This is a genomic window from Ramlibacter sp. MMS24-I3-19 (assembly GCF_050320135.1).
In the GTDB taxonomy this organism is placed as follows: Bacteria; Pseudomonadota; Gammaproteobacteria; order Burkholderiales; family Burkholderiaceae_C; genus Ramlibacter.
Genome location: NZ_CP190017.1, coordinates 4,007,722 through 4,029,119 on the forward strand (window position 1 = coordinate 4,007,722; position 21,398 = coordinate 4,029,119).

The 21,398-nt window shown below is 68.5% G+C and carries 26 protein-coding genes; 8 read left to right on the forward strand and 18 right to left on the reverse strand.

Going from position 1 to position 21,398, the window contains the following annotated elements:
• Positions 1–9 precede the first annotated feature (9 nt).
• The 11 genes from ACPWT1_RS19815 to ACPWT1_RS19865 form a co-directional block, all read right to left on the reverse strand.
• Positions 10–300 carry a DUF1653 domain-containing protein gene (locus ACPWT1_RS19815; RefSeq protein ID WP_427912847.1) on the reverse strand — a complete coding sequence of 97 codons (291 nt, stop codon included), beginning with the start codon at positions 298–300 and terminating at the stop codon, positions 10–12.
• Between the two features lie 132 nt (positions 301–432).
• Positions 433–1,308 (reverse strand): hypothetical protein, encoded by an 876-nt coding sequence (locus ACPWT1_RS19820; protein WP_427912848.1) that lies wholly within the window; start codon positions 1,306–1,308, stop codon positions 433–435.
• Complete coding sequence (locus ACPWT1_RS19825; protein WP_427912849.1) at positions 1,305–2,336, reverse strand: MBL fold metallo-hydrolase; 1,032 nt, start codon at positions 2,334–2,336, stop codon at positions 1,305–1,307. The genes ACPWT1_RS19820 and ACPWT1_RS19825 overlap by 4 nt, the downstream gene beginning before the upstream one ends.
• Before the next feature lie 109 nt (positions 2,337–2,445).
• Positions 2,446–2,925, reverse strand: coding sequence for a GNAT family N-acetyltransferase (locus tag ACPWT1_RS19830; RefSeq protein ID WP_427912850.1), 480 nt, complete (start codon positions 2,923–2,925; stop codon positions 2,446–2,448).
• A gap of 86 nt (positions 2,926–3,011) precedes the next feature.
• Positions 3,012–3,320 carry a GFA family protein gene (locus ACPWT1_RS19835; RefSeq protein ID WP_427912851.1) on the reverse strand — a complete coding sequence of 103 codons (309 nt, stop codon included), beginning with the start codon at positions 3,318–3,320 and terminating at the stop codon, positions 3,012–3,014.
• A 211-nt stretch (positions 3,321–3,531) separates the two neighbouring features.
• Positions 3,532–4,161 (reverse strand): hypothetical protein, encoded by a 630-nt coding sequence (locus tag ACPWT1_RS19840; protein ID WP_427912852.1) that lies wholly within the window; start codon positions 4,159–4,161, stop codon positions 3,532–3,534.
• Between the two features lie 93 nt (positions 4,162–4,254).
• Positions 4,255–4,932 carry a hypothetical protein gene (locus ACPWT1_RS19845; protein ID WP_427912853.1) on the reverse strand — a complete coding sequence of 226 codons (678 nt, stop codon included), beginning with the start codon at positions 4,930–4,932 and terminating at the stop codon, positions 4,255–4,257.
• A gap of 89 nt (positions 4,933–5,021) precedes the next feature.
• Positions 5,022–5,393 (reverse strand): hypothetical protein, encoded by a 372-nt coding sequence (locus ACPWT1_RS19850; protein ID WP_427912854.1) that lies wholly within the window; start codon positions 5,391–5,393, stop codon positions 5,022–5,024.
• A 111-nt stretch (positions 5,394–5,504) separates the two neighbouring features.
• Positions 5,505–5,795: a hypothetical protein gene (locus tag ACPWT1_RS19855; protein ID WP_427912855.1), complete on the reverse strand. Its 291-nt coding sequence runs from the start codon at positions 5,793–5,795 to the stop codon at positions 5,505–5,507.
• A 178-nt stretch (positions 5,796–5,973) separates the two neighbouring features.
• Positions 5,974–6,567: a DUF6988 family protein gene (locus ACPWT1_RS19860; RefSeq protein WP_427912856.1), complete on the reverse strand. Its 594-nt coding sequence runs from the start codon at positions 6,565–6,567 to the stop codon at positions 5,974–5,976.
• 111 nt (positions 6,568–6,678) lie between these two features.
• Positions 6,679–7,050: a DUF705 domain-containing protein gene (locus tag ACPWT1_RS19865; protein ID WP_427912857.1), complete on the reverse strand. Its 372-nt coding sequence runs from the start codon at positions 7,048–7,050 to the stop codon at positions 6,679–6,681.
• A 159-nt stretch (positions 7,051–7,209) separates the two neighbouring features.
• Here ACPWT1_RS19865 and ACPWT1_RS19870 point away from each other — a divergent pair, with 159 nt between their 5' ends.
• The 4 genes from ACPWT1_RS19870 to cueR all read left to right on the forward strand — a co-directional run bounded on the left by ACPWT1_RS19870 (position 7,210) and on the right by cueR (position 11,482).
• On the forward strand, positions 7,210–8,256 hold the full coding sequence (locus ACPWT1_RS19870; protein WP_427912858.1) for an integron integrase: 1,047 nt from the start codon (positions 7,210–7,212) through the stop codon (positions 8,254–8,256).
• Between the two features lie 48 nt (positions 8,257–8,304).
• Positions 8,305–8,523: a DUF3820 family protein gene (locus ACPWT1_RS19875; RefSeq protein ID WP_427912859.1), complete on the forward strand. Its 219-nt coding sequence runs from the start codon at positions 8,305–8,307 to the stop codon at positions 8,521–8,523.
• A gap of 83 nt (positions 8,524–8,606) precedes the next feature.
• Positions 8,607–11,051 (forward strand): heavy metal translocating P-type ATPase, encoded by a 2,445-nt coding sequence (locus ACPWT1_RS19880; RefSeq protein WP_427912860.1) that lies wholly within the window; start codon positions 8,607–8,609, stop codon positions 11,049–11,051.
• A complete protein-coding gene (cueR, locus tag ACPWT1_RS19885) occupies positions 11,048–11,482 on the forward strand; it encodes a Cu(I)-responsive transcriptional regulator (RefSeq protein ID WP_427912861.1) in 435 nt (144 codons plus the stop codon). Before ACPWT1_RS19880 ends, cueR begins: the two co-directional genes overlap by 4 nt.
• A gap of 11 nt (positions 11,483–11,493) precedes the next feature.
• Here the strand turns inward: cueR and ACPWT1_RS19890 are convergent, their stop codons facing one another.
• The 4 genes from ACPWT1_RS19890 to ACPWT1_RS19905 all read right to left on the reverse strand — a co-directional run bounded on the left by ACPWT1_RS19890 (position 11,494) and on the right by ACPWT1_RS19905 (position 14,419).
• On the reverse strand, positions 11,494–12,135 hold the full coding sequence (locus ACPWT1_RS19890) for a hypothetical protein (RefSeq protein WP_427912862.1): 642 nt from the start codon (positions 12,133–12,135) through the stop codon (positions 11,494–11,496).
• Positions 12,132–12,554 (reverse strand): response regulator, encoded by a 423-nt coding sequence (locus tag ACPWT1_RS19895; RefSeq protein WP_427912863.1) that lies wholly within the window; start codon positions 12,552–12,554, stop codon positions 12,132–12,134. Before ACPWT1_RS19895 ends, ACPWT1_RS19890 begins: the two co-directional genes overlap by 4 nt.
• Before the next feature lie 178 nt (positions 12,555–12,732).
• Positions 12,733–13,971, reverse strand: a complete 1,239-nt coding sequence (locus ACPWT1_RS19900; RefSeq protein ID WP_427912864.1) for an MFS transporter — start codon at positions 13,969–13,971, stop codon at positions 12,733–12,735.
• Complete coding sequence (locus ACPWT1_RS19905) at positions 13,964–14,419, reverse strand: MarR family winged helix-turn-helix transcriptional regulator (protein ID WP_427912865.1); 456 nt, start codon at positions 14,417–14,419, stop codon at positions 13,964–13,966. The genes ACPWT1_RS19900 and ACPWT1_RS19905 overlap by 8 nt, the downstream gene beginning before the upstream one ends.
• 68 nt (positions 14,420–14,487) lie before the next feature.
• Here ACPWT1_RS19905 and ACPWT1_RS19910 point away from each other — a divergent pair, with 68 nt between their 5' ends.
• The 4 genes from ACPWT1_RS19910 (at position 14,488) to ACPWT1_RS19925 (ending at position 17,348) form a co-directional block, all read left to right on the forward strand.
• Positions 14,488–15,021: a PaaI family thioesterase gene (locus ACPWT1_RS19910; RefSeq protein ID WP_427912866.1), complete on the forward strand. Its 534-nt coding sequence runs from the start codon at positions 14,488–14,490 to the stop codon at positions 15,019–15,021.
• Between the two features lie 176 nt (positions 15,022–15,197).
• Positions 15,198–15,875 (forward strand): GNAT family N-acetyltransferase, encoded by a 678-nt coding sequence (locus ACPWT1_RS19915; protein WP_427912867.1) that lies wholly within the window; start codon positions 15,198–15,200, stop codon positions 15,873–15,875.
• 96 nt (positions 15,876–15,971) lie between these two features.
• The gene (gene gloA, locus ACPWT1_RS19920) at positions 15,972–16,358 is read left to right on the forward strand and encodes a lactoylglutathione lyase (protein WP_427912868.1); all 387 of its coding nucleotides are present in this window, start codon (positions 15,972–15,974) and stop codon (positions 16,356–16,358) included.
• A 429-nt stretch (positions 16,359–16,787) separates the two neighbouring features.
• Positions 16,788–17,348, forward strand: coding sequence for a DUF3617 domain-containing protein (locus tag ACPWT1_RS19925; RefSeq protein WP_427912869.1), 561 nt, complete (start codon positions 16,788–16,790; stop codon positions 17,346–17,348).
• Positions 17,349–17,367: 19 nt separating this feature from the next.
• Here ACPWT1_RS19925 and ACPWT1_RS19930 read toward each other — a convergent pair whose 3' ends face one another.
• Genes ACPWT1_RS19930 through ACPWT1_RS19940 form a run of 3 tightly spaced genes read right to left on the reverse strand, consistent with a single transcriptional unit; the run spans position 17,368 to position 21,325 of the window.
• The gene (locus ACPWT1_RS19930; RefSeq protein WP_427912870.1) at positions 17,368–18,291 is read right to left on the reverse strand and encodes a S1 family peptidase; all 924 of its coding nucleotides are present in this window, start codon (positions 18,289–18,291) and stop codon (positions 17,368–17,370) included.
• 59 nt (positions 18,292–18,350) lie between these two features.
• The gene (locus ACPWT1_RS19935) at positions 18,351–19,841 is read right to left on the reverse strand and encodes an ATP-binding protein (RefSeq protein ID WP_427912871.1); all 1,491 of its coding nucleotides are present in this window, start codon (positions 19,839–19,841) and stop codon (positions 18,351–18,353) included.
• Entirely contained in the window at positions 19,841–21,325 is a 1,485-nt protein-coding gene (locus ACPWT1_RS19940; protein ID WP_427912872.1) for an ATPase domain-containing protein, read from the reverse strand. The genes ACPWT1_RS19935 and ACPWT1_RS19940 overlap by 1 nt, the downstream gene beginning before the upstream one ends.
• Between the last annotated feature and the right edge of the window lie 73 nt (positions 21,326–21,398).

Genomic DNA, 21,398 nt, shown 5'->3' on the forward strand with positions numbered 1-21,398 from the left:
CCACGCCGGTCAGGTGACCGGACCTTCGTCGGGATCGGCGACGACGGGCGCGAACCGCGGCTGCGAGCGGCCCTCGGCCTCGATGTGCTCGAAGAACATCGCATACGGCCGCACCCACAGGCCCGCGGCCCCATAGAGCGGCCGGTAGACCACCATGGGCTCGAGCGTCTCGCTGTGGCGCGCGACGCCGACGACGTCGTACACGCCGCCCTTGTAGTGGCGGTAGCGGCCCAGCGGTGCGCTGGGCAGTGGCGGCAATTCTTCGGCGCCGGGGTCGGTGGTGGGAGGAAGGTCGGGCATGGCTTTGAAAGTTACCACGGTGACAAGGGAAGACCTGTCATGCCGGGCTTGACCCGGCATCCAGGCCGGAGGGTTGTCGATGCCCCGGACTGGATTGCGGGTCAAGCCCGCAATGACAGCAGTGGGAGGCCGTCAGCCAAGTTCCGCGCGTTCGCGCTCGCACCAGGCCTTCTCGCCTTCGGGCAGTTGCGCGAGCAGCCCCAGCGCGAGGTCGCGATGCGTCGCGAACGCTCTCCCATCACCGGCAGCACGCAGCGCGAGCGCCAACACGGCCTGCCCGAAGAAGCGCTCGAACGCCGGCGCGTCGTTGGCTGCGCACACGGCGATGCACCGTTGCGCACTGGCGACCGCGTCGCGAGCCCGCCCTGCCCGCAGCAGGCTGCGCGTGAGCCGGTACTCGGCGCGCTCCTCCTGCAGCCAGGTGCCCGCCTGCTTCCAGAACGTGAGACCGCCCTCGGCCGCCGCGACCATCGCTTCGAGCTCACGCGCGGTCGCATCCGCCTTGCCTTCGAGCGCCGCGGCCAGGTTGTTGCCGCCGACGGCAAGGGCGCCCACGGCGGGCGACTTCGGCGCAAGGCCTGCCTCGCCCGCCTTGACCGCCTGGCTGTACGCAGCGATGGCGCGATCGAACTCGCCGCGGCCGGTGAACATCGCTGCCGCACTGGCCAGCACGAAGGTGCGGTCGTGCGCGTCCAGCGAGCCCAGGACCGACGGATCGCCGCCCGCATAGCGCAGCGTCGCGATCGCGCGCGCGATCGGCTCGTGCGCCGCAGCACTGCCGTCCTGCGATGGCAGTGCGCGCATCGAGTCCAGCAGCGCGATCCCGGCTTCCCACTGGCCCAGGTGTTCGCCATACACGTGCGACGCCAGCGCGGCGAAGGGCCGCACCTGGGCTGACGACTGCACGAGCGGCAGCGACGCCGCGAGCTGGTCGGCCACCTGCTGGGGCCGGTCGCCGTGCTCGGCCCAGGCGGTCTTGAGGAACGCGTCGAACGCCTCGGTCGTCATGGCCTGGCTTCCATGGCTGGTGCTGAGCAGCCCGCCGTGCACTTGCCCGCGGCGTCGAACTCCATGGTCCTGCCCGAGAGCGGGACGACCACGGACGCGCCGTTCACGGCCTTGATGAACGCCTCGGTCTTGCTGCCGGGGCGCACCTTGCCGCCCACCGTGCCGGCTTCGTTGGCGTGCGAGGCGATCACCGTGGCGGGCTTGACCAGGTCGTTGATCACGTACGCGGCCTCGGCCGGGCCGGTGGTGAAGCCGTCGCCGATGTTCATGACCGCGAGCTTCGCACCGTACAGGCCGCGCACCACGCGGTCCTGGTCGGCGGTGATGCCGGTGTCGCCCGACAGGTAGGCGACCAGGCCATTGCTGAAGCGCAGCACATAGCCGGTGGCCAGGCCGACGCTGCCCCAGATGCCGGCGTCCTTCATCGCCTTGCCCATCTCGCCGGGGATGTACTCCGGGTCGAGGCCATTGCTGTGCATCGCCGTCACCGTGGCGATGCGCACGCCGCCCACGGTAACGCTGCCGCCGAAGCGCGCGAGGATGGAATCGGCCGGGTTGCCGCCGTTGGCGCGGAACTTGGCGGCGAAGAACGAGGGCATGTCGCTGCCCGTGACGACCTTGGACTTCTTGGCGATCGCGATGTTGGCGGCATTGGAGTTGGGCAGCGCCGACACCGACATGTCGGGGCTCGCGCAGCTGCCCGCGCCGATGGCCTTGGTGTAGGCGTTGCCCAGGTGGTCGCCGTGCATGTGGCTGACCAGCACGATGTCGATCTTGCCCAGGCGCGGATCGCTGGCGCCCATCACGCTGCGGCCCGGGTCGTAGAGGATGCGCGTGCCGTTGGGATCCTCGAAGAGCATTGCGCGGTCCTGGGCGCAGAACTCGCCGTCGAAGCCACCGAGCGGCGTGACCTTCACGACGCCGGCCGACGAAGGCGCCTGTGCCTGGCCTTGCGAAGGAGCGCCGGCACACCCGGCCAGGAGGGCGCCGAATGCTGCCAGGGCGGCAATGCGGAACGAACGAGCCATCGTCTTGTCTCCAGCTGCGGTTTTGGGAGCCGGGACCGTAGCACGCGGGCCGGCGAGCGGCCAGCGGGGGAACGAGGGGCTGGCTGCCCCTCGTCGGCCGCGGGTCCATTCAATCAGCTGGTGGGACAGGCACCTGGATCCTGCGGCCAGGTCGCCGGACATAGTGGTTGTCGAACTCGGTCTGGCTCACCATCACGAAGCCATGGCGACCATAGAACCGGTTGGACTCGCTCTCCTTCAGCGCGCCGACGCGGACGGCCACGCCTCGGGCGTCCGCTTCCGCAAACACGGCTCGCAAGACGGCGGCGCCGATGCCGCATCCCTGGTGGGTGGGCCGGACATACAGGTGGTCCAGGACCAGTCCGTGCTCCTGCGGCCTTACCACGAAGAAGCCGACGCGAATCCCGTCCGACAGGATCTCGTGCGTGTGCTCGGGCGAGAACGCATCGAGGAAGCGTCGACGTGCCCGATGGGGATCGAAGCGGCCCACGCTCTCCAGGCTCGGGCGCATGGCTTCCACGCGCAGGGCGGCGAGTGGTTCGGCGTCGCTTGCGTCGACCAGCCGGAAGATGAGCGACGCGGAGGTCATTCGTTCACAACGGAGCGCCGCTGGCGCGGACGCCCTGGGACGTCCGTCACGAACAACCTGTCAGGCAGCACCGGCACCTGGTTTTCTCAGTCCAGGAATGCCCACGTGTCCGCTCCATCGAAACGACGGATGCGCACGGATTCGAGGAGCCTTGGATCGAAGTTATTCAGGTTCACCCCGTGCCTCGCGCCGAGTTGCGGCGGCAGCGGCTCCCAGTGTGTGACGACGCCGCACGTTTTGCAGCGGATCGTGCTGAGGGTTCTGTCACCCTGGACATACCCGACGGTCTGGTCAGGGTGACCTTCGATCGAGACCGTGCCGAACTCGAAGTACGCCCATACCGTCCCAAGACGGCGACAGATCGAGCAGTTGCAGCGCGTGGCTGTTTCAGGCATGAAGGGCAGCATGAGCCTGACCGCGCCACAGTGGCAGGAGCCCTCCAGCGAAGGTGATGACTGGTGTTGCATGGCGGTCGATCTCTCAGCGAAGTCCTGTGCAGCCTAACGTCGGAGTTGATTGGCACGCAGCGGCATCGCGCCGCAAGACGCATGCTCACCTGCACGGCTTGTGGCGCAACGCCGCTGCGTTTCCGTCTCGAACGACATGCTAGGCAGCATCCCCGTTTGACAAAGCGCTCAAGCTCGCAGCAAGTTGCTCGTGGCTGCGCTTGGATCGCTCTACAAAGTTCGGCTCGTACCAAGTGACCGCGGTGGTCTCCCACCCGAACCAGCGAACAACGTCGAGGGCGTCGAGACAGATCGACGGCAGTCCGGCCAGTTCCAGGGACCAACCCTTGGGCGTGAAGTGAGTGAACATGTTCCGAAACTCATTCAGTAGCGCCATGCTGCGGTCGTGAGTAAGCCCAGGCCGAAATGCACCTGAACCGAACATATGGAAGTTCTCTTGATCTTTGGCTTTTGCGTACAGGCTCAAGAAGTCATCGAGCCGGTCTGGCGGAAAGGCTTCTCCGCTTTCATAAGCCTTCATCCAACGTTCGGCTGACTTCGGCGTGAGGGTCAGCAGTCCATTACCTCGACAAAGTGCTAGGACCAAGAAGCCTTGGACTGCGTTGTGCAGAGAGATCAAGACCCACTTCCACAAGTATGGATCTTCCTTGAGCTGCGCCGCCTGGAGAGCCGCCCATTCGATCGACCGAACGGCCTCTTCTCTCTCGTCGGTACGTAGGTAGGCAGACACGGCGTTGAGATGCTGTCTAACGTCGGAGTTGACCGGCACGCAGCGGCATTGCGCCGCGAGACGTATGCTCCCGCGCACGGCTCGCGGCGCAATGCCGCTGCGTGTCCGCGTCGAACGACCTGTTAGAGCTCATCACACGGAAGCTCGCACTAGGAACTCCGTGACTCCAGTGGCCATATGGCGCACTTGGCTTGCGTCGTATTCACCATAGTTTCCATGTGCTGCCTTGTTCCGAAGGTCCAGCCAGGCCGTTATGAGCTTCTGATCCAGCTTGGAATAGACCTCCGCCTTCGCGAGGTCGGCGTTTAAGCGATCTGCCCGTTTCGGGACGTCACGTCCGTCCTTATCTTCCGTAGTCTCAAGACCATTCTTCGCGCACAGCTGACGAAGGCGTTCCTCAAGAACTGAGCCGATCATTACAGCTGCCGGATCCTTGTAGCCTGCCTCCAGCAAGTGGTCGGCCATCTCAAGGAAATCAGAGAACACCTCCGCACTGACGAGGTCACGGACAGACGACAACCAGCCCCCATCAATTTCCCGCTTAACTGACTCAAGAATCGCAACACCTTTCAGTGCACTGCTGTAGTAATGAGAGCTCGCGTGCTCCGCGAACTCCGCATAGTGCGGGTGGGATGAGCCATACACCCGTTGCAAGAACGACAAGCATGCCGATCTGAAACCCGCCATACGTGGTTCATCTACGTAGTCCACGCCGTAAGCGCTTCCCTCTCGATACTTGGTGGTCGACAAAGCCTTGCCTTCGGCAATCAGTTCATCGGCTCTCTTCGATAAGTCGGCTGATTTGCGCATGTGCTTTCCGTGAGCTCTAACGTAGAAATGACCGGCGGACAGTAGGCGCGCGAGAGCGGGCCGATAGGACGTCCGTGTCGATTGCCATGTTAGATCGCACTGCGCCAGGCTCTCCAGCTCGCGGCGACCACTAGCCCAAATTGGCCGACGAGCGCCAGCATCAGGAAACCCGGAGTAGCGTGTCCGTACTGCGCAAGGGCGACGACGACCAACAACACACCAAGGCCAAGCGCAACGGCATAGCGCGCCACTGGGACCACTCGCCCAAACCGCGCCAGCAGAACGGCCGCGCCTAGGCACGTTGCCAACGGAAGTGATGCCCAGGAGACAAAGAAGCGAAAGACATTGCCGGTCTCGTCGCCCCCACCCGCGGGATGTACGGCGATCCTGCCGAGAACAATCGACTCGATCGCTGCTGCAGCAGCAATCATCGGTGCCAGGATAAGCAGCGAGCGGTTCATGCGATCTAACGTCGAAGTTGACCGGCGCAAACCGGCAGCGCGCCGACAGGTGCACGATTACCCGCACGCCTGGCGGCGCGCTGCCGGTTTGTGTCCGTGTCGAACGACATGTTAGGCATCACCCGCACCGATTTCGAACTCTGCGTGCTTGGTCGCACTCGACACCGTCGCGAGCTTGACACCATTGGATTGAATTACGACGAGCCAGTCTTCGCACTCGCCACCACGCGGAATTGTCGCGTGCAACAGTTCCCAAAGTCGGCGACGTAAAAGTGAGAGGACAGTGCCGGCAATCGGCTCGCGAAGATGCACCCACAACAGCAGATCATCCGATCGCCGCTCGTGGCTGTGGCGCTCTGCTTCAACCTGCCCCGACTTTCCAATGAACTCCGACACCGCCAAGCGGACCGATTCCTCGATCGGTTGTCTGCGGGCGTGACGTCTGCGCTCAAGCGACACAGTGAGGCCTAACGTGGGAGGTGACCGGCACGTACCGGCAGCGCGCCGCGAGGTGCACGATCACCCGCGCGCCTCGCGGCGCGCTGCCGGTGCGTGTCCGCGTCGACCGACTTGTTAGAGCTCATGCGCCCATTCTCTCGCGGAACAACTTCAGAACCTTCTCCGCAGCCGGCTCATCTCCAGCGAGGGACGCGATGCCGACGACAGAGAGAGCGCCAATGGTTTCAGCAGACGAAAGCACTTTGCGCACCTCCGCATCATCGTAGTTGGGCTCGATTGCTTCCGGAGTGTTCCACCGCTGAATGTGCAGACCGCCTGTATGCGTGAACGCGCACATGGCCCTCCACGAGTTCTCCTTGACTTCGGAAAGGATCATCTCGCTAAAAGTTTCGGTCTGCTCCAGACTCTCCAAAAGAATTCCGATTCTCGGCGGCTCAGCGCCTTCGACAAACTTATCCACCTCGGCATCGGTCGCGCATAAAGCCAACCATTCGCCACGGACATAGGCCTCGAACGCTACGCGAACCAGTGCGAAACTGGATGCATAGAGCTCATGATCCAGAAGTGCCACGATCGCATGATGATGATCCTGTGCGATGGCAAGGCAACTCGCTGCGGCGCGCACTCTCTTCGTCGCCGGCAGATCGCACTCATGGATGATCGCGCCGATCGAGTTCAGATAGTCGGCGGCACTGGCGTCTATGACCGGTTTCATGAGGTCTAACGTCGGAGTTGACCGGCGCGCAGCGGCATTGCGCCGCAAGACGGATGCTTACCTGCACGGCTTGCGGCGCAATGCCGCTGCGTGTCCTTGTCGAACGACTTGTTAGACCTCATGTGCGTTTCCTGGCAGCACGTGCTTGCAGTACCGCCACTCGTGGACGGGCTGGTCATCGAGGTACACGTCCGGCTTCGGCAGGTAGCCCGCGAAGCAACCTTCGAGGCCAAGTTCAGTAGCGCAATCGCGGGCGTACTCCGCGCCTCCCGAGCTCCACAGGTAAAGAGTCGCACCATCTGCATGCAGCCGGCGAACACGTGCCACGACATCAGGCATCGGGATCCGCTTGCTCCCGACACTCCGGACTAAGGTGTCGTCAACGTCGACAAAAACTACGCGCGGTCTCATGAGGTTCAACTCAATATCGGCCGCAGCTCTAAAGCTGCCACACCAAGTCTGCTGAATAAGCTGGCCTGACATTCAGACCTAAGTCGTTGCAACGACTGCATGTTCTCTCCCCATTGCCGGATAACGGGTCTTCGAAGGACGGACCTGCTTGGCCGCAACCCTCCACCAGTCTAACGATGCCCCTCCTCCCCGGCCAAGCGTTGCTGGCAGGTTCACCAGGAGAACGTTGGCATGGCCACACACCCGTCCGGCAATCCCGCGCCGCGCCTGCTTGACCAAGTGCGCGAGCGGGCGCGCTACCTGCATTTCAGCCTGCGCACCGAGCACGCGTACGTGTACTGGATCCGCTTCTTCATCCGCTGGCACGGCCTGCGGCATCCGCGCGAACTCGGTGCGCCGGAGGTGCAGGCGTTCCTCGGGATGCTGGCCAGCCAGCGGCACGTGTCGGCGTCCACGCACAACCAGGCGCTCAGCGCCCTGCTGTTCCTCTACCGCGAGGTGCTGGGCACGCGGCTCGAGTGGCTCGACCAGTTGCAGCGACCATCGACGCGCAAGCGCATCCCCACCGTGCTCACGCCTGGCGAAGTCGCGCGGCTGCTGGCGGCGCTGCCCGGGCCGCCCTTGAGCACGGCGGCTCGGCTGATGTACGGCACGGGCATGCGCCTGATGGAGGCGATGCGGCTGCGCGTGAAGGACGTCGAGTTCGCGCGCCAGGTGATCGTCGTGCGCGAGGCCAAGGGCAGCAAGGACCGCGTGGTCATGCTGCCGCGAGCGCTGGTGCCCGCCTTGCGCGAGCAACTGGCACTCGCACGCCTGCTGTGGCAGCAGGATCGCCAGAGTGGCCACGGCGGTGTCGACGTGCCGCATGCACTGGAAGCCAAGTACCCGCAGGTGGGCAGCAGCTGGGGGTGGTTCTGGGTGTTCCCGGCGCCGAAGCACAGCACCGATCCGCGCACCGGCGTCATCCGCCGCCACCACCTGCACGAGGAGCGGTTGCAGCGCGCCGTGAAGGTGGCCGCTGTGCAGGCGGGCATCGACAAGCCCGTCTCCTCGCACACCTTGCGCCACAGCTTCGCCACCCACCTGCTGCAGTCGGGCACGGACATCCGCACCGTGCAGGAACTGCTGGGCCATAGCGACGTGAGCACGACCATGATCTACACGCACGTGCTCAAGATCGCTGCAGGCGGGACGGCCAGTCCACTGGATGCACTCGTGCGCACCGGCGGCCTTCCGGCCACCTCGGCCGCGGACACGCCCGACATCGATCCGGACTGATCGCGATGCCTGTCACAAGCCACACCCGCCGCACGCCAGAATCCCTGCATGTCCGATCCCCTCGCCCGCCTCGTCAGCACCGAGATGCCGTACGGCAAGTACAAGGGCACGCTGATCGCCGACCTGCCGGGCAACTACCTCAACTGGTTTGCCCGCGAAGGGTTTCCGCCGGGTGAGCTGGGCCGTCTGCTGGCACTGATGCACGAGATCGACCACAACGGCCTCAAGCACCTGCTGCAACCCCTGCGCCAGGGCCCGCGCACGTAGCTTCCGGTGCGCAGGGCTTGACCCTGCCATCATGGCAAGCTTGATGATTCCTCCATCGGGCCCCTCGCGGCCCAGGAGTGCCGATGACCACAGCCACCCTGCCCAACCGCCTCAAGTCCCTGGATCTCGACCAGCCCGGCATCGAGTTTCCCGTGCAGGGCATGACCTGCGCGTCGTGCGTCGCGCGCGTCGAGAAGGCGCTGGCGAAGGTGCCTGGCGTGCAGGAGGCTTCGGTCAACCTGGCGACCGAGACGGCCACTGTGCGCGCCGACGCCGGCGTCCAGGTTCCGCAGCTGCGCGCCGCGGTCGAGAAGGCCGGCTATGCGGTGCCCGAGCAGTCGCTCAGCCTCGACGTATCGGGCATGACCTGCGCCTCGTGCGTGGCGCGTGTCGAGAAGGCCCTGAGGAAGACGCCTGGCGTGCTTGGGGCAGAGGTGAATCTCGCGACCGAGAAGGCGCAGGTGACCTTCGTCGGCCGCGCCGAGGAGATGCAGCCCCGCCTCGTCGCGGCCGTCGGGAAGGCGGGCTACACCGCCGCCGTCCCGACCGCCGAAACCTCGCCCGCCGGCGCGGACACGAGTGGCCTGCCCGACTGGTGGCCCGTCGCCGTCTCCGCCGCGCTGTCGGCGCCGCTGGTGCTGCCGATGCTGGCAGCGCTGCTCGGCCTGCAGGTCGCGCCATCGGGCTGGTGGCAGCTCGCCTTCGCCACGCCGGTGCAGTTCTGGCTGGGCGCGCGCTTCTACCGGTCGGCCTGGAAGGCGGTGAAGGCCCGCGCCGGCAACATGGACCTGCTGGTGGCCCTGGGCACGTCGGCGGGCTATGGCCTCTCGCTGTACCTGCTGCTCGCACGGCCCGCCCACGGCGCACACGGCGAGGCGCCGCACCTCTACTTCGAAGCGTCCGCCGTCGTGATAACGCTGGTGCTGCTGGGCAAATGGCTCGAAGGCCGCGCGAAGCGGCAGACCACGGAGGCGATCCGCGCCTTGCATGCACTGCGTCCCGACACGGCCCGCGTGCGTCGCGACGGCGGCGAGGTCGAGATCCCGGCCTCGCAGCTGGAGGTCGGCGACGTGGTGGTCGTGCGTCCGGGAGAACGGGTGCCCGTCGACGCGCAACTCGTCGAAGGCGCCACGCACGTCGACGAATCACTGATCACCGGCGAAAGCCTTCCGGTGGCAAAGCGCGTGGGCGACAAGGTCGTGGGCGGCTCGGTCAATGCCGAAGGCCTGTTCGTCGCGCGCGCCACGGCGATAGGCGCCGAATCCACGCTCTCGCGCATCGCGCGCATGGTCGAGTCGGCCCAGGCCCGCAAGGCGCCGATCCAGCGCCTCGTCGACAAGGTCAGCGAGGTGTTCGTGCCGGTCGTGATCGGCGTGGCGCTCGTCACGCTGGCGGGCTGGGTGTTCACGACCGGCGACTGGGAGCGCGCCATCCTCAACGCGGTCGCTGTGCTGGTCATCGCGTGCCCTTGCGCACTGGGCCTCGCGACGCCGACCGCCGTGATGGCGGGCACCGGCGTCGCCGCCCGCCGCGGGATCCTGATCAAGGACGCCGAGGCGCTCGAAGTCGCCCACAAGGTCGGGATCGTGGCATTCGACAAGACCGGCACGCTCACCGAGGGCAAGCCGCGGCTGGTGGCCTTCGAAGCCGCGCAAGGCGAGGCGCAGGCGATGCTTGCGCTCGCGGCCAGCGTGCAGTCGGGCAGCGAACATCCGCTGGCGCGCGCGGTCACGCAGGAGGCGTCCACGCGGCAGCTGTCGATCGCGCCAGCGAGCGACGCGCAGGCCGTCGCCGGACGCGGGATGTCGGCGACGGTCGAGGGCCGCCAACTGCGCCTGGGCAGCGCACGGTGGATGCGCGAGCTGCAGGTGGACCTCTCCATGCTGGAGGCGCGCGCCGCGCAACTCGAGACCGAAGGACGCACCGTGTCCTGGCTGGCCGACGTGACGGACTCGCCTCGCCTGCTGGGCCTGGTCGCGTTCGGCGACGAGCCCAAGGCGACCGCCATCGAGGCCATCGCGGCGCTGCGCCACATCGGCGTGAAGTCCGCAATGGTCACCGGCGACAACGAGGGCGCGGCGCAGGCGACGGCACGCGCGCTGGGCATCGACGAAGTCCGCGCCCAGGTGCTGCCGCAGGACAAGGCGGCCTTCGTGGCCGGACTGCGCGCCGATGGCCGCGTCGTGGCGATGGTGGGCGACGGCATCAACGACGCGCCCGCGCTGGCTGCGGCGGACGTGGGCTTCTCGATGTCGACGGGCACGGAAGTGGCCATGCATGCCGCCGGCATCACCTTGATGCGCGGCGATCCGCGGCTGGTGGCCGACGCCATCGACATCTCGCGCAGGACCTCCGCCAAGATCCGGCAGAACCTGTTCTGGGCCTTCATCTACAACGTGGTGGGCATTCCGCTGGCGGCGTTCGGCATGCTCGACCCGATGATCGCCGGGGCCGCCATGGCGTTCTCCAGCGTCAGCGTGGTGACCAACGCATTGACGCTGCGCCGCTGGACAGGGAGGGCCGCATGAAGGCGATCGGCGAAGGCATGAACATCGGCGAAGCGGCGCAGAAGGCCGGCGTCACGCCGAAGATGGTGCGCCACTACGAAGCGCTCGGGCTGCTGCCCAAGGTGCACCGCACCGAGTCCGGCTACCGCGTCTACACGGGCAACGAGGTGCACACGCTGCGCTTCATCAAGCGCTCGCGCGACCTGGGCTTCTCGATGGCGGAGATCGCGGAGCTGGTGAAGCTGTGGCAGGACCGCAGGCGGCCGAGCGCGAGCGTCAGGAAGGTGGCGTCCGCGCACCTCGCGGACCTGGATCGCAAGATCCAGGAGCTGGAAGCGATGCGCAACACGCTGCGGCACCTGATCCACTGCTGCCAGGGCGACGACCGGCCCGACTGCCCGATCCTCGAAGACCTGGAAGGCCTGTCCGGCCCGGCTCCGAAGGCCGCGTAGCAGCCGCCGCCTCACTGCGACCGGTCGCTGTGCGCCAGCTGGTCCTTCTCGGCGGCATGGGCCGCCGTTTCCCGCGCGGCGAGGTCGCCCACCGCAGCGCCTGCCCGTGCGCCGACGGCGGTGCCCACGGGGCCGGCGACGGTCGTCCCCACCACGGCGCCGATGACGGCGCCGCCAGCGGAGCCCGCACCCGCAGCCAGGTCGTGCTCCGATGCAGGATCGCGGGCATGGCCGTCGATGCACTGCGCAGCGCCGCGCCCGAGCTTGTCGCCTGCCGCGGAGCCCACGGCCGCACCGGCCACCACGCCCGCGGGACCTGCGACCGCGCCCGCTGCGGCCCCGGCCAAGGCACCTCCGGTTGCGCCGGCGGCACCGCCGACCTTGGCGGTTGCCGCCCCGCTCTCGTCCTTGTGCAGCCGGCACCACAGCTCGCGGCCGGTGAGCGCGCCGGCGACGCCGCCCACCACCGCGCCCCCGAACGAACCCGTGCCACCGTCCAGCCAGCCGCCGAGGGCGGCACCGGCCGCGGCGCCAACGCTGGCGCCGAAGCCCTCGGCCATGTTGCTGGCGCGGAAGGGGAATGCCCCGCGCCTGAAGCGATCGAACACCCGCACACCTCCATCCTGCGCCTGCATCGCGGCAGGCGCCGTCATCCGACTTCGCCGGATCTGGACGGCAGGCCCCCACCGACGCGCATCAGGCCCGCACCCATGGTCCACAGCAGATCACGCAGGTTGCAAGGCTTGACGAAGAAGGCATCGAACCCGGCCGCGGCACAGCGGGCCGCCGTCGCGCGGCCGCCCCAGCCCGACACGGCGATCACCAGCGCGTCGCAGCAGCGCGGCTGCCGCCGCACGGCCTGCAGCAGGCGAAAGCCGTCGTAGTCGGGCATGGCCAGGTCGGTGAGCACCACGTCGACAGGCTGCATCGACAGCTGTCGCAGTGCCGGCTCTCCGCCGGCCGCCGTGAGCACGCGGTACCCCTGCGATCGCAGCAGCAGCGCCATCGTGTCCAGGTAGTCGCGCTCGTCGTCGACGACGAGGACGGTGGGCGAGGCATGGATGGTGGCCATGGCGGTGACGGCGACGGGAACGCCCGGCTGCGGCCGGCAGCCGCAACATCCGTGCTGAGTCCCCAATTGCGAGTCCCACTCTGGACGCTGGCCGGACGTTCGTCTTCCGGGTTTCTCCTAGCCGCCTGCAGGAATATGGCGGACCCGACTCGGTGGGCCGCCCCCCGTCAGCAGAAGGTCAGGCAGCCGCCGGCATCGCCCGCCTTGCGAGCGGCGTTTCGGGAATCGGCAGGTGGACCAGGGCTGCGCCGACCGCCAGCAGGGCATCGGCGATCCACACGGCGTCGTAGCTGCCGGTGGCCTGGAACACCGTGCCGCCGAGCCACGCGCCAAGGAAGCCGCCGGCCTGGTGCGTGAGCATCACCACGCCGAACAGCATGGCCATGTTGGCCGGCCCGAAGAACTTCGCCACCAGTCCCGCGGTCGGCGGCACCGTCGACAGGAATGACGCGCCCATCACCGCCGCGAACACCAGCACCACCGGCCCGGTCTTGGGCGCCAGCAGGAACAGCACGATGGCCAGGGCACGCACCGCGTAGAGCATCGCCAGCAGCGACTTCATGCGCCAGCGGCCGACGGCCCATCCCATCGCCACGCTGCCCACGATGTTGAAGAGACCGAGGATGCCCACGGCCCAGCCAGCCCATTGCGTCGCCAGCCCGCAGGACGCCACCACGCCGGGCAGGTGCGTGGCGAGGAAGGCGACATGGAACCCGCAGACGAAGAAGCCGGCCGCCAGCAGCAGGAAGCCGCGGTGCTGCAACGCCTCGCCGATCGCCGCCCGCGCACTCACTGCCTTCTGCCCCGCGGGCGCGGCCTGGCGCGCATTGCCCCGCAGCACCCGGGCCGCAGGCAATGCGAACAGCACCAGCACGGCCAGCACCTGCATCGCGGCGGACCAGCCCATGCCGACGATCAGGGCGGCGGAGATCGGCGCCAGCAGGAACTGCCCCGTCGACCCGCCCGCGTTGACGATGCCCGTGGCAAGCCCGCGCTTGTCCGCCGGCACCAGCCGCGTGGCCGCTCCCATCAGCACCGCAGGGCCCGCCATGCCGGCGCCGCCGGCGGCCAGGATGCCCACCGCGAAGATCAGGCCCCACGTGGTGGTCATGAACGGCGTGATGAAGGTGCCCAGCGCCACGAGCGCCGCCCCCATCAGCAGCACGCGGCCGGCGCCGATGCGGTCGGCGACCGCACCGGCAAAGGGCTGCGTCAGGCCCCACCACAGCTGCCCGAAAGCGAACGCCAGGCTGATGCTGGCCAGCCCCAGCTTCGTCGACGTGTTGAGCGGCGCGAGGAACAGGCCCATGGTCTGGCGCACGCCCATGGTGAGCGCGAAGGTGCCGGCCGCGGCCAGCAGCACGAGCCAGACGGCAGGGGGCACCCGCGTCGCCGCGGGATTGGTGGTGTCAGTCATCGCGGTCCTCCGGGGTGGATGGGGCGAGCAGCCCCGAGCATTCGTCGAGCAGGGCATGCAGCGCGACGACGCGGCGCGTGCCCAGCGTGGCATTGAGCTGCTCCTGCGCCACGCGCCAGCGGCGCTGCGCCTCCTGGCGCTTGTCACGGCCGGCGTCGGTGGCGCGCACCACGCGGCTGCGCGCGTCGGCGCCCGGCTCCATCACGATCCAGCCGGCGTCGATCAGCGGCCGCAGGTTGCGGCTGAGGGTGGACGCATCGACCTTCATCTCCCGCGCCAGGTCGACCGGCCGCACCGGGCCGAGCTTGCACACGTACGACAGCAGCGAATACTGCGTGCCGCGCAGGCCGGTCTTGCCCACCTCTGCGTCGTACAGCTGCGCCACACGGCGCATCAGCTGGCGCAGCTTGAGGTTGGTGCAGCCCTGCGGCTTGACAGCGGTGTCCATGGCGGATTAGTGTAGCTGCAACCGTTGTACATGCAAGTTTTGGCGGCAGCCGCCATGGAGACGCCTCGATGACCCAGGAGAACCAGCTCGAACGATGGCTTGCGCAGGAGCGCGAGCAGAACGCCCGCTTCGACGGCGCCGGCCCCGGCGTGGTCCGGCCCGAGCAGGTGGCCGGCCTGTCCGGCCTGCAGCTGATGCAGGGCATGCTCGCGGGCGAACTGCCCTACCCGCCCATCGCCAAGACGCTGGACTTCCTGCTGGTCGAGGCCGGCGACGGCCATGCGGTGTTCCAGGGCACGCCCGGCCCCGCGCACCTCAATCCCATGGGCGGCATCCACGGCGGCTGGTACGCCACGCTGCTCGATTCGGCCATGGGTTGCGCGGTGCACACGAAGATGCCGGCGGGCCGCGGCTACACCACCGCCGAACTCAGCGTGAACATCGTGCGCGCCATCGGCGCCAAGGCGCCGCGCGTGCGCACCGAGGGCAAGGTGCTGCATGCGGGCCGGCAGCTCGCGACGGCGGAGGCGAAGTTGTACGGACCGGACGGCACGCTGTACGCGCATGCGACGACGACGTGCCTGGTGTTCGACCTGCGCTGAGGGCGTGGTCCCCCCGCCTGTCATGCCGGGCTTGACCCGGCATCCAGCGCTTTACTGTCATGCCGGGCTTGACCCGGCATCCAGGCCGCGCCTGGTCCACGCGCCGGACTGGATTGCGGGTCAAGCCCGCAATGACACCGTCCGGGGCGCACCGCGTCCCTGCCTATGATCCGCGCATGCCGTCGCTCGACAACGTCTTCTGGCAAAGCCTCGATGGTCCGCACCGCGCGTGGTCCGTCGGCACCGCCGCCGCGCGCCGCTACGCCAGTGGCTTCTCCCCCATCGCCGCGTTCGCCACGCCGCGCACGCCCGACCTCGATGCGCTGGCGCCGTTCTGCGAACCCGGCGAGCGCCTGTACTGCGCCGACTGGGACGGCCCTGCGCCCGCGGGCTGGCGGGTCGAGCTCGAAGCTTTCATGGTGCGCATGGCCTGGCGGGACGAACCGCCGGCCGCTGATCCTTCGCTGCAGGCCGTGCCGCTCGGCCCTTCGCATGTCGACGCCGCCGTCGAACTCGCGGCGCTGACCAGGCCGGGCCCGTTCGGCCCGCGCACGCTGGAGATGGGCGACTACGTCGGCGTGTTCGACCAGGGACGCCTGATCGCGATGGCCGGCGAGCGCACCCGCACCGCGACGGCGCGCGAAGTGAGCGGCGTCTGCACCCACCCCGACCACCAGGGCCGCGGCCTCGCACGCCGCCTCATGCAACTGCTGATCGCGCGCCAGCTCGCACGCGGCGAGCAGCCGTTCCTGCACGTGATGAGCGCCAACCGCACGGCACGCGGGCTGTACGAGCGCATGGGATTCGCCACCGACGCCGAAGTGGTGGTGCGCGTCATCGCGCGCGACGCCTGAACGCGCGCGGGACGTCCCCTGCCTGTCATGCCGGGCTCGAGCCGGCATCCAGTCCCACCGTGTGCGCGGACCGGGGTCGATGCCGATAATCGCCGCATGCGACTCCTCCACACCATGCTCCGCGTCGGCGACCTGCAGCGGTCGATCGACTTCTACACCAAGGTGCTCGGCATGAAGCTGCTGCGCACCACCGAGCGGCCCGAGCAGAAGTACTCGCTGGCCTTCGTCGGCTACGGCACCAACCCCGACCACGCCGAAATCGAGCTCACCTACAACCACGGCGTGTCCAGCTACGAGATGGGCACGGCCTACGGCCACATCGCTCTGGGCGTCCCCGACGTCGCGGCTGCGTGCGAGAAGATCCGCGCCGCCGGCGGCACCATCACGCGCGAGGCCGGCCCGGTGAAGGGCGGCAACACGGTGATCGCGTTCGTGCAGGACCCGGACGGTTACAAGATCGAACTGATCGAGCGGGACAGCTGAGGCTGCTACGGCGCCAGACTCCTGCCACTGAAGCAGGGCATCCGGCGCACCTCGTCCAGGTGCTGCCTGGCTCGCCGGAGATTCTCTTCAGCCTGCCGGATTGCGTCGCCCATGCGTTGCGTGGCGGCGTGGAAGTCCTCGAGAGTCTTGTGCCACTCCAGCGCGGCAGGCTCCCCTGACGACGAATCTGCCCTGGGCCGCGCGGGCCCCGCTGCTTCTTTCCACATGGCTGCACCTTCGGATGGGTGCCCAGACAGGCTGACTGGCCAAGGAGGCGTTCGGCAGGAGGCACGAGAAGAGCCGAATCAGAACGAATCCACGGTAGCACGTCTCGCGCCGGCGTGGGGACGTAGCCGCTGCCTCGGACCGCCCTTGAAATCGGCCCGTCGCTCACCAGAATGCGGGTTCGTTCGCCTGGAGGGTTTCGCCATGAACCTGCTCAGCCGGAGTGCCGCCTGCCTGCTGACCCTCGCTGTCAGCGCACCGGCCGCCGTCGCCCAGTCCATCAGGCCGGGGCTGTGGGAGATCCAGCGCTCCACGACCAGCACCAGCGGCGAAGCGGAGAAACGGATGTCCGCCGCGCAGGAGCGCATGGCCAACCTGCCGCCCGAGAAACGCAAGCTGATGGAAGAGCGGATGGCGCGGAGCGGCGTGCAGATGGGCAGCGCCAGCGCGGGCAGCATGTCCGCCAGGGTCTGCGTCACGCCGGAGATGGCCAGGCACGACGAGACGGCGGAAGAGCTGCTCCCGGGCTGCCAGACCACGTCCCAATCGCGCAGCGCCAGCGGCGTCAAGCTCGCCTTCACCTGCACCAACCCGCGCCAGTCCGGCGAGACCGAGATCAGCTACCAGGGACCGAAGGCCTATTCGATGCGGACCACCATCCACAAGGACGTGAATGGGAAGCCGGACACGGTGACGAAGACCGGCTCGGGAAAATGGATCTCGGATGACTGCGGCAGCGTGACGCGCATGCCGGGACAACGCTGAGGCGCGCCGGGGCGGGGCCTCACCCCGTCAGCGTCACCAGGATGTCCGCGTACCAGGCGCAGTTCAGCCCCAGCGATTCGTCCTGCGCCATGTCGCGCCCGCCCATGTCGAAGCGCGACGAGTGCACGCCCAGCAGCTTCCACGGCAGCGCCGATGGCGTGTCGCCGGAGCGCATCACGACCGGCGCGCCACTGCTGCCGCGGTGCGCGCGGCCATCGGTGAGGAAGCAGCCCTGCCCCTGGAACCGCAGCCCGAACGACGACGCGATGATCGCGTGACGTACCACGGGCAGGTGGTGCAGCGTGTCGTGGAAGCCGAGTGGAAAGCCCACCAGCAGCACCGGCAGGCCGACCTCGGCCGCACTCAGCGACGACAGCAGGTGCTCGGGCGCGAAGGCATGCAGCACGGCACTCGGCGGCAGCAGGCCGCGCTCCACCTCCAGCACCGCGACGTCGATCTCGCCGCCGCGGTCGCGTCCCTGGTGCCACAGGCCGCGGCCATCGGCATAAAGCGGAAAGCGCACGGACGCGCTGCGGGCCAGGTCGGCCGCCGCGGTGTGGACGCCGATCTCGATCGCGTCCGGCAGGTGGCCGGTCTCGGCATCGAACAGCACGTGGCGGCTGGTGACCAGGAACAGGCGATCGTCGCGCCGGAAGAAGAAGCCAGATGCGCGCGTGAGCACGTTGCCGCCGAGCAGCGTGGTGATCTGCACGGTGGTGAGCAGCAGCGACTCGACCTGCGCGACGTCGAGGGCGGGGACGGGAAGCCTGGGCACGGACCACTGCGATGCCACGCGGGCGGGTGCGGGCGCGCCGCTCTCCTCGGATGAAGTCGCGGCCTCGTTGGCCGCATCGCTGACATCGGCAGTCGCTTGCTGCGGCTGCAGCTCAGGCTGCGCCGGATGGGCGCGCAGCCAGCGTCGGCGCTCGGTCGGTTCGGGCATGGTGTTCCCCTCGCTTGCGCGGCCATGATGCGCCGCTTTCCCGCGGCCGTGGGGCTGCGTTACAGGCGGGCCAGGCAGCCCAGCAGGTCGTCGATGCGCAGCGGCTTGACGAAGTGCACGTCGAACCCGGCCTCGGCCGCGCGTGCCTTGTCGGCGTACTGGCCCCATCCGGTCAACGCGATGAGCATCGGCCGCGCGCCGGGCATCTGCATGCGGATGCGCCGCGCGGCCTCGTACCCGTTCATCACCGGCATGCCGATGTCCATGACGACGACGTCGGGCTGCTCGGCCTCGACCTTGCCCACCGCCGCGGCACCGTCATGCGCGACGCTGACGCTCAGCCCATGCAAGGACAACAGCGCCTCCAGCGTGCTGGCCGCATCGACGTTGTCGTCCACCACCAGCACCTTGCGTCCGCCGGAGGCCGGCTGCCATGCCGACGCGCCGGCATCGTCCGCCGTCGCCCCGGGCTCGACGACCACCGGCACGCTCAGGACGAATTCGCTGCCCTGGCCCGGTCCGTCACTGCGGGCCCGGACACTGCCGCCGTGCAGTTGCGCGAAGGCACGCGTCAGGTGCAGGCCGAGGCCGAGGCCCCCCGTCGGCTCGCCCACGGTGCGGGTCTGCTCGAACATCTCGAAGATGCGCTCCAGGTCGTCCGGCGCCAGGCCGACCCCGTTGTCGCGCACCGCGAAGGCGGCCTCCGGGCCCTGGTGCCGCACCTGCAGCACGATCTCGCCGCCCGGCGGCGTGAACTTGGCGGCGTTGACCAGCAGGTTGGCCACTGCCTGCACCAGGCGCACGTGGTCGGCCATCAGGACGATCTCGCCGGCGGGTTGGTCGATCACCACCCGATGGCCCTTGGTGTCCATCGACGCCTGCGCGATCTCCACCGCGTGCGAGGCCACCCGCCGTGCGGTGGTCGGGCCCAGTTGCAGCTCCAGCTTGCCGCTGGTGATGCGCGCGACGTCCAGCAGGTCGTCCACCAGCCGCGTGAGGTGCTTGATCTGCCGATCCACCATTCCCACCAGGGAGGTGACCTGCGGCGACGGGTACAGCCGCTGCATGATCGCCGTCGCGTTGCTGATGGGAGCGAGCGGATTGCGCAATTCGTGCGCGAGCGTGGCCAGGAATTCGTCCTTGCGCCGGCTCAGCGCCCGCATCTCGTACTGGCGGGAGCGGGCGCGCAGCGCCGAGCGCACCGCGCTCACCAGCGACAGCGTGCGGACGGGGCGCTCCAGCATCGTGACGTTGCCCAGGTGCTCGATCGCACGCTGGGCCTCCAGCGAGTCGGCGCCGCGCTTGGCCATCACCAACACCGGCAGGTCGGACCACGGGGGCTGCTGCTGCAGGTAGCGGGCCAGCACCGACAGCGTGTCCTTGGCAAGCATCTCCTCGGCGACCAGCAGCGCGCCGACCCCGGCATCGAGGGCCCGCGCCAGTTCGCCGGCGCCGGGACACGCGATCGCGTCGATCCTCGCGGCCTGCAGCACCTGCTCGGCCAGTCGGGCATCGTGGTCGGAGACGTGGAGGACGATCCGCTGCTCCATCAGGACATGCCTCCCGTCGCGGCCACCGTGGGCACTGGCACGCCGGTGAGCAGGCCGCGGTAACCCCGCAACACCTCGCCGACGTGGATGCCGTTCGCGTCCAGGGTGTACGAGCGGATGGTGCGCTCGTGCACGCTCCCGCGCTTCTTGAACACCGAGATCGCCTGGCGGATCTCGCCATCGAGCTCGAAGTAGCGCAGCATGAGCACGTTGTCGGCCACGTAGCTGGCATCCATCGAAGAGGTCATCGCCCCGCCCAGCATGCCCTGCTGCACGCCCACGAGGAGCGTCACCACGCGGTGCTGCCCGAGGTAGGTGAGAAGCTCGTGCAGGTAGGTGGTGAGAAATCGCTCGTCAGGCACCGCATTCAGGTAGCCGTTGAGGCTGTCGATCACGACCATCTTCACGCCGCGCGCGACGGCCTCCCGCACGGCAGCGGAGAACTGGCCCGGCGACAGTTCGGCGGGGTCGATCTGCTGCAGCGTGAGCTGGCCCGAGTCCATCGCCTCGCGCAGCGGCAGGTGCAGGCCGTCCGCGCGATGCAGCACGTTGCTGATGGATTCCTCGAACAGGAAGATCGCGGCCTTCTCGCCGCGCTTGTACGACGCGACGACGAACTGCGCCGCGAGCGACGACTTGCCGGTGCCGGGCGGCCCCACCAGCAGCGTGCTGGTGCCTTCCTCCAGCCCGCCGCCGATCAGCATGTCGAGTTCGCGCAGGCCGCTGCTCAGCTGGGTGCGGCCGGTGATGCCCCGCGTCTCGGCCGCCACCAGGCGCGGATGCACCACGATGCCCCCGTGGACGAGGTTGTAGTCGTGCAGGCCGCCGGTGACGCGGCGGCCGCGGAACTTCACCACGCGCAGCTGCCGCCGCTCGACACCGTAATCCTTGACCGAGTGGTTCAGCTGGATCACGCCATGCGCGATGCTGCGCACCTGCAGGTCGCCGGCCGCCGACGCGGTGCGGTCGTCCAGCAGCAGCACGGTGCAGTTGCGGCGCGAGAAGAACTGCTTGAGCGCCAGCACCTGGCGCCGGTAGCGCAGAGGCGACTCGGCCAGCAGCTGCAGTTCCGAGAGCGAGTCGAGCACCACGCGCGTGGGCTGGCGCTCCTCCACCACCCCCAGCACGACCTTCAGCGTGTCGGCCAGCTCGACCTCGGAGGGATGGAACATCGAGTACTGGCCGCCGGCAAGAAGGTTCTCGTCGGGCAGCACCTCGTGCACGTGGATGCCGTCGAGGGTCCAGCCGTGCGACGCCGCGACGGCGGCCAGTTCCTCACGGTTCTCGGCCAGCGTGATGTAGACGACGGACTCGCCGTTGCGCACGCCCTCGTTGAGGAACTGCAGCCCGGCCGTGGTCTTGCCCGCGCCGGGCTCGCCTTCGATCAGGTAGATGCGCCGGGCGGTGAGCCCACCACCCAGGAGGGTGTCCATGCCTTCGATGCCGGTGGAGAGAAGGACCTCCGGTGGCGCTGCGTCCTGCATGGGAGCCCCCCTGAACTGCATGGCCCGAACTCCGGGCGCGGGATACGCGGAAGCGGCTGTGCGTCGATCATCG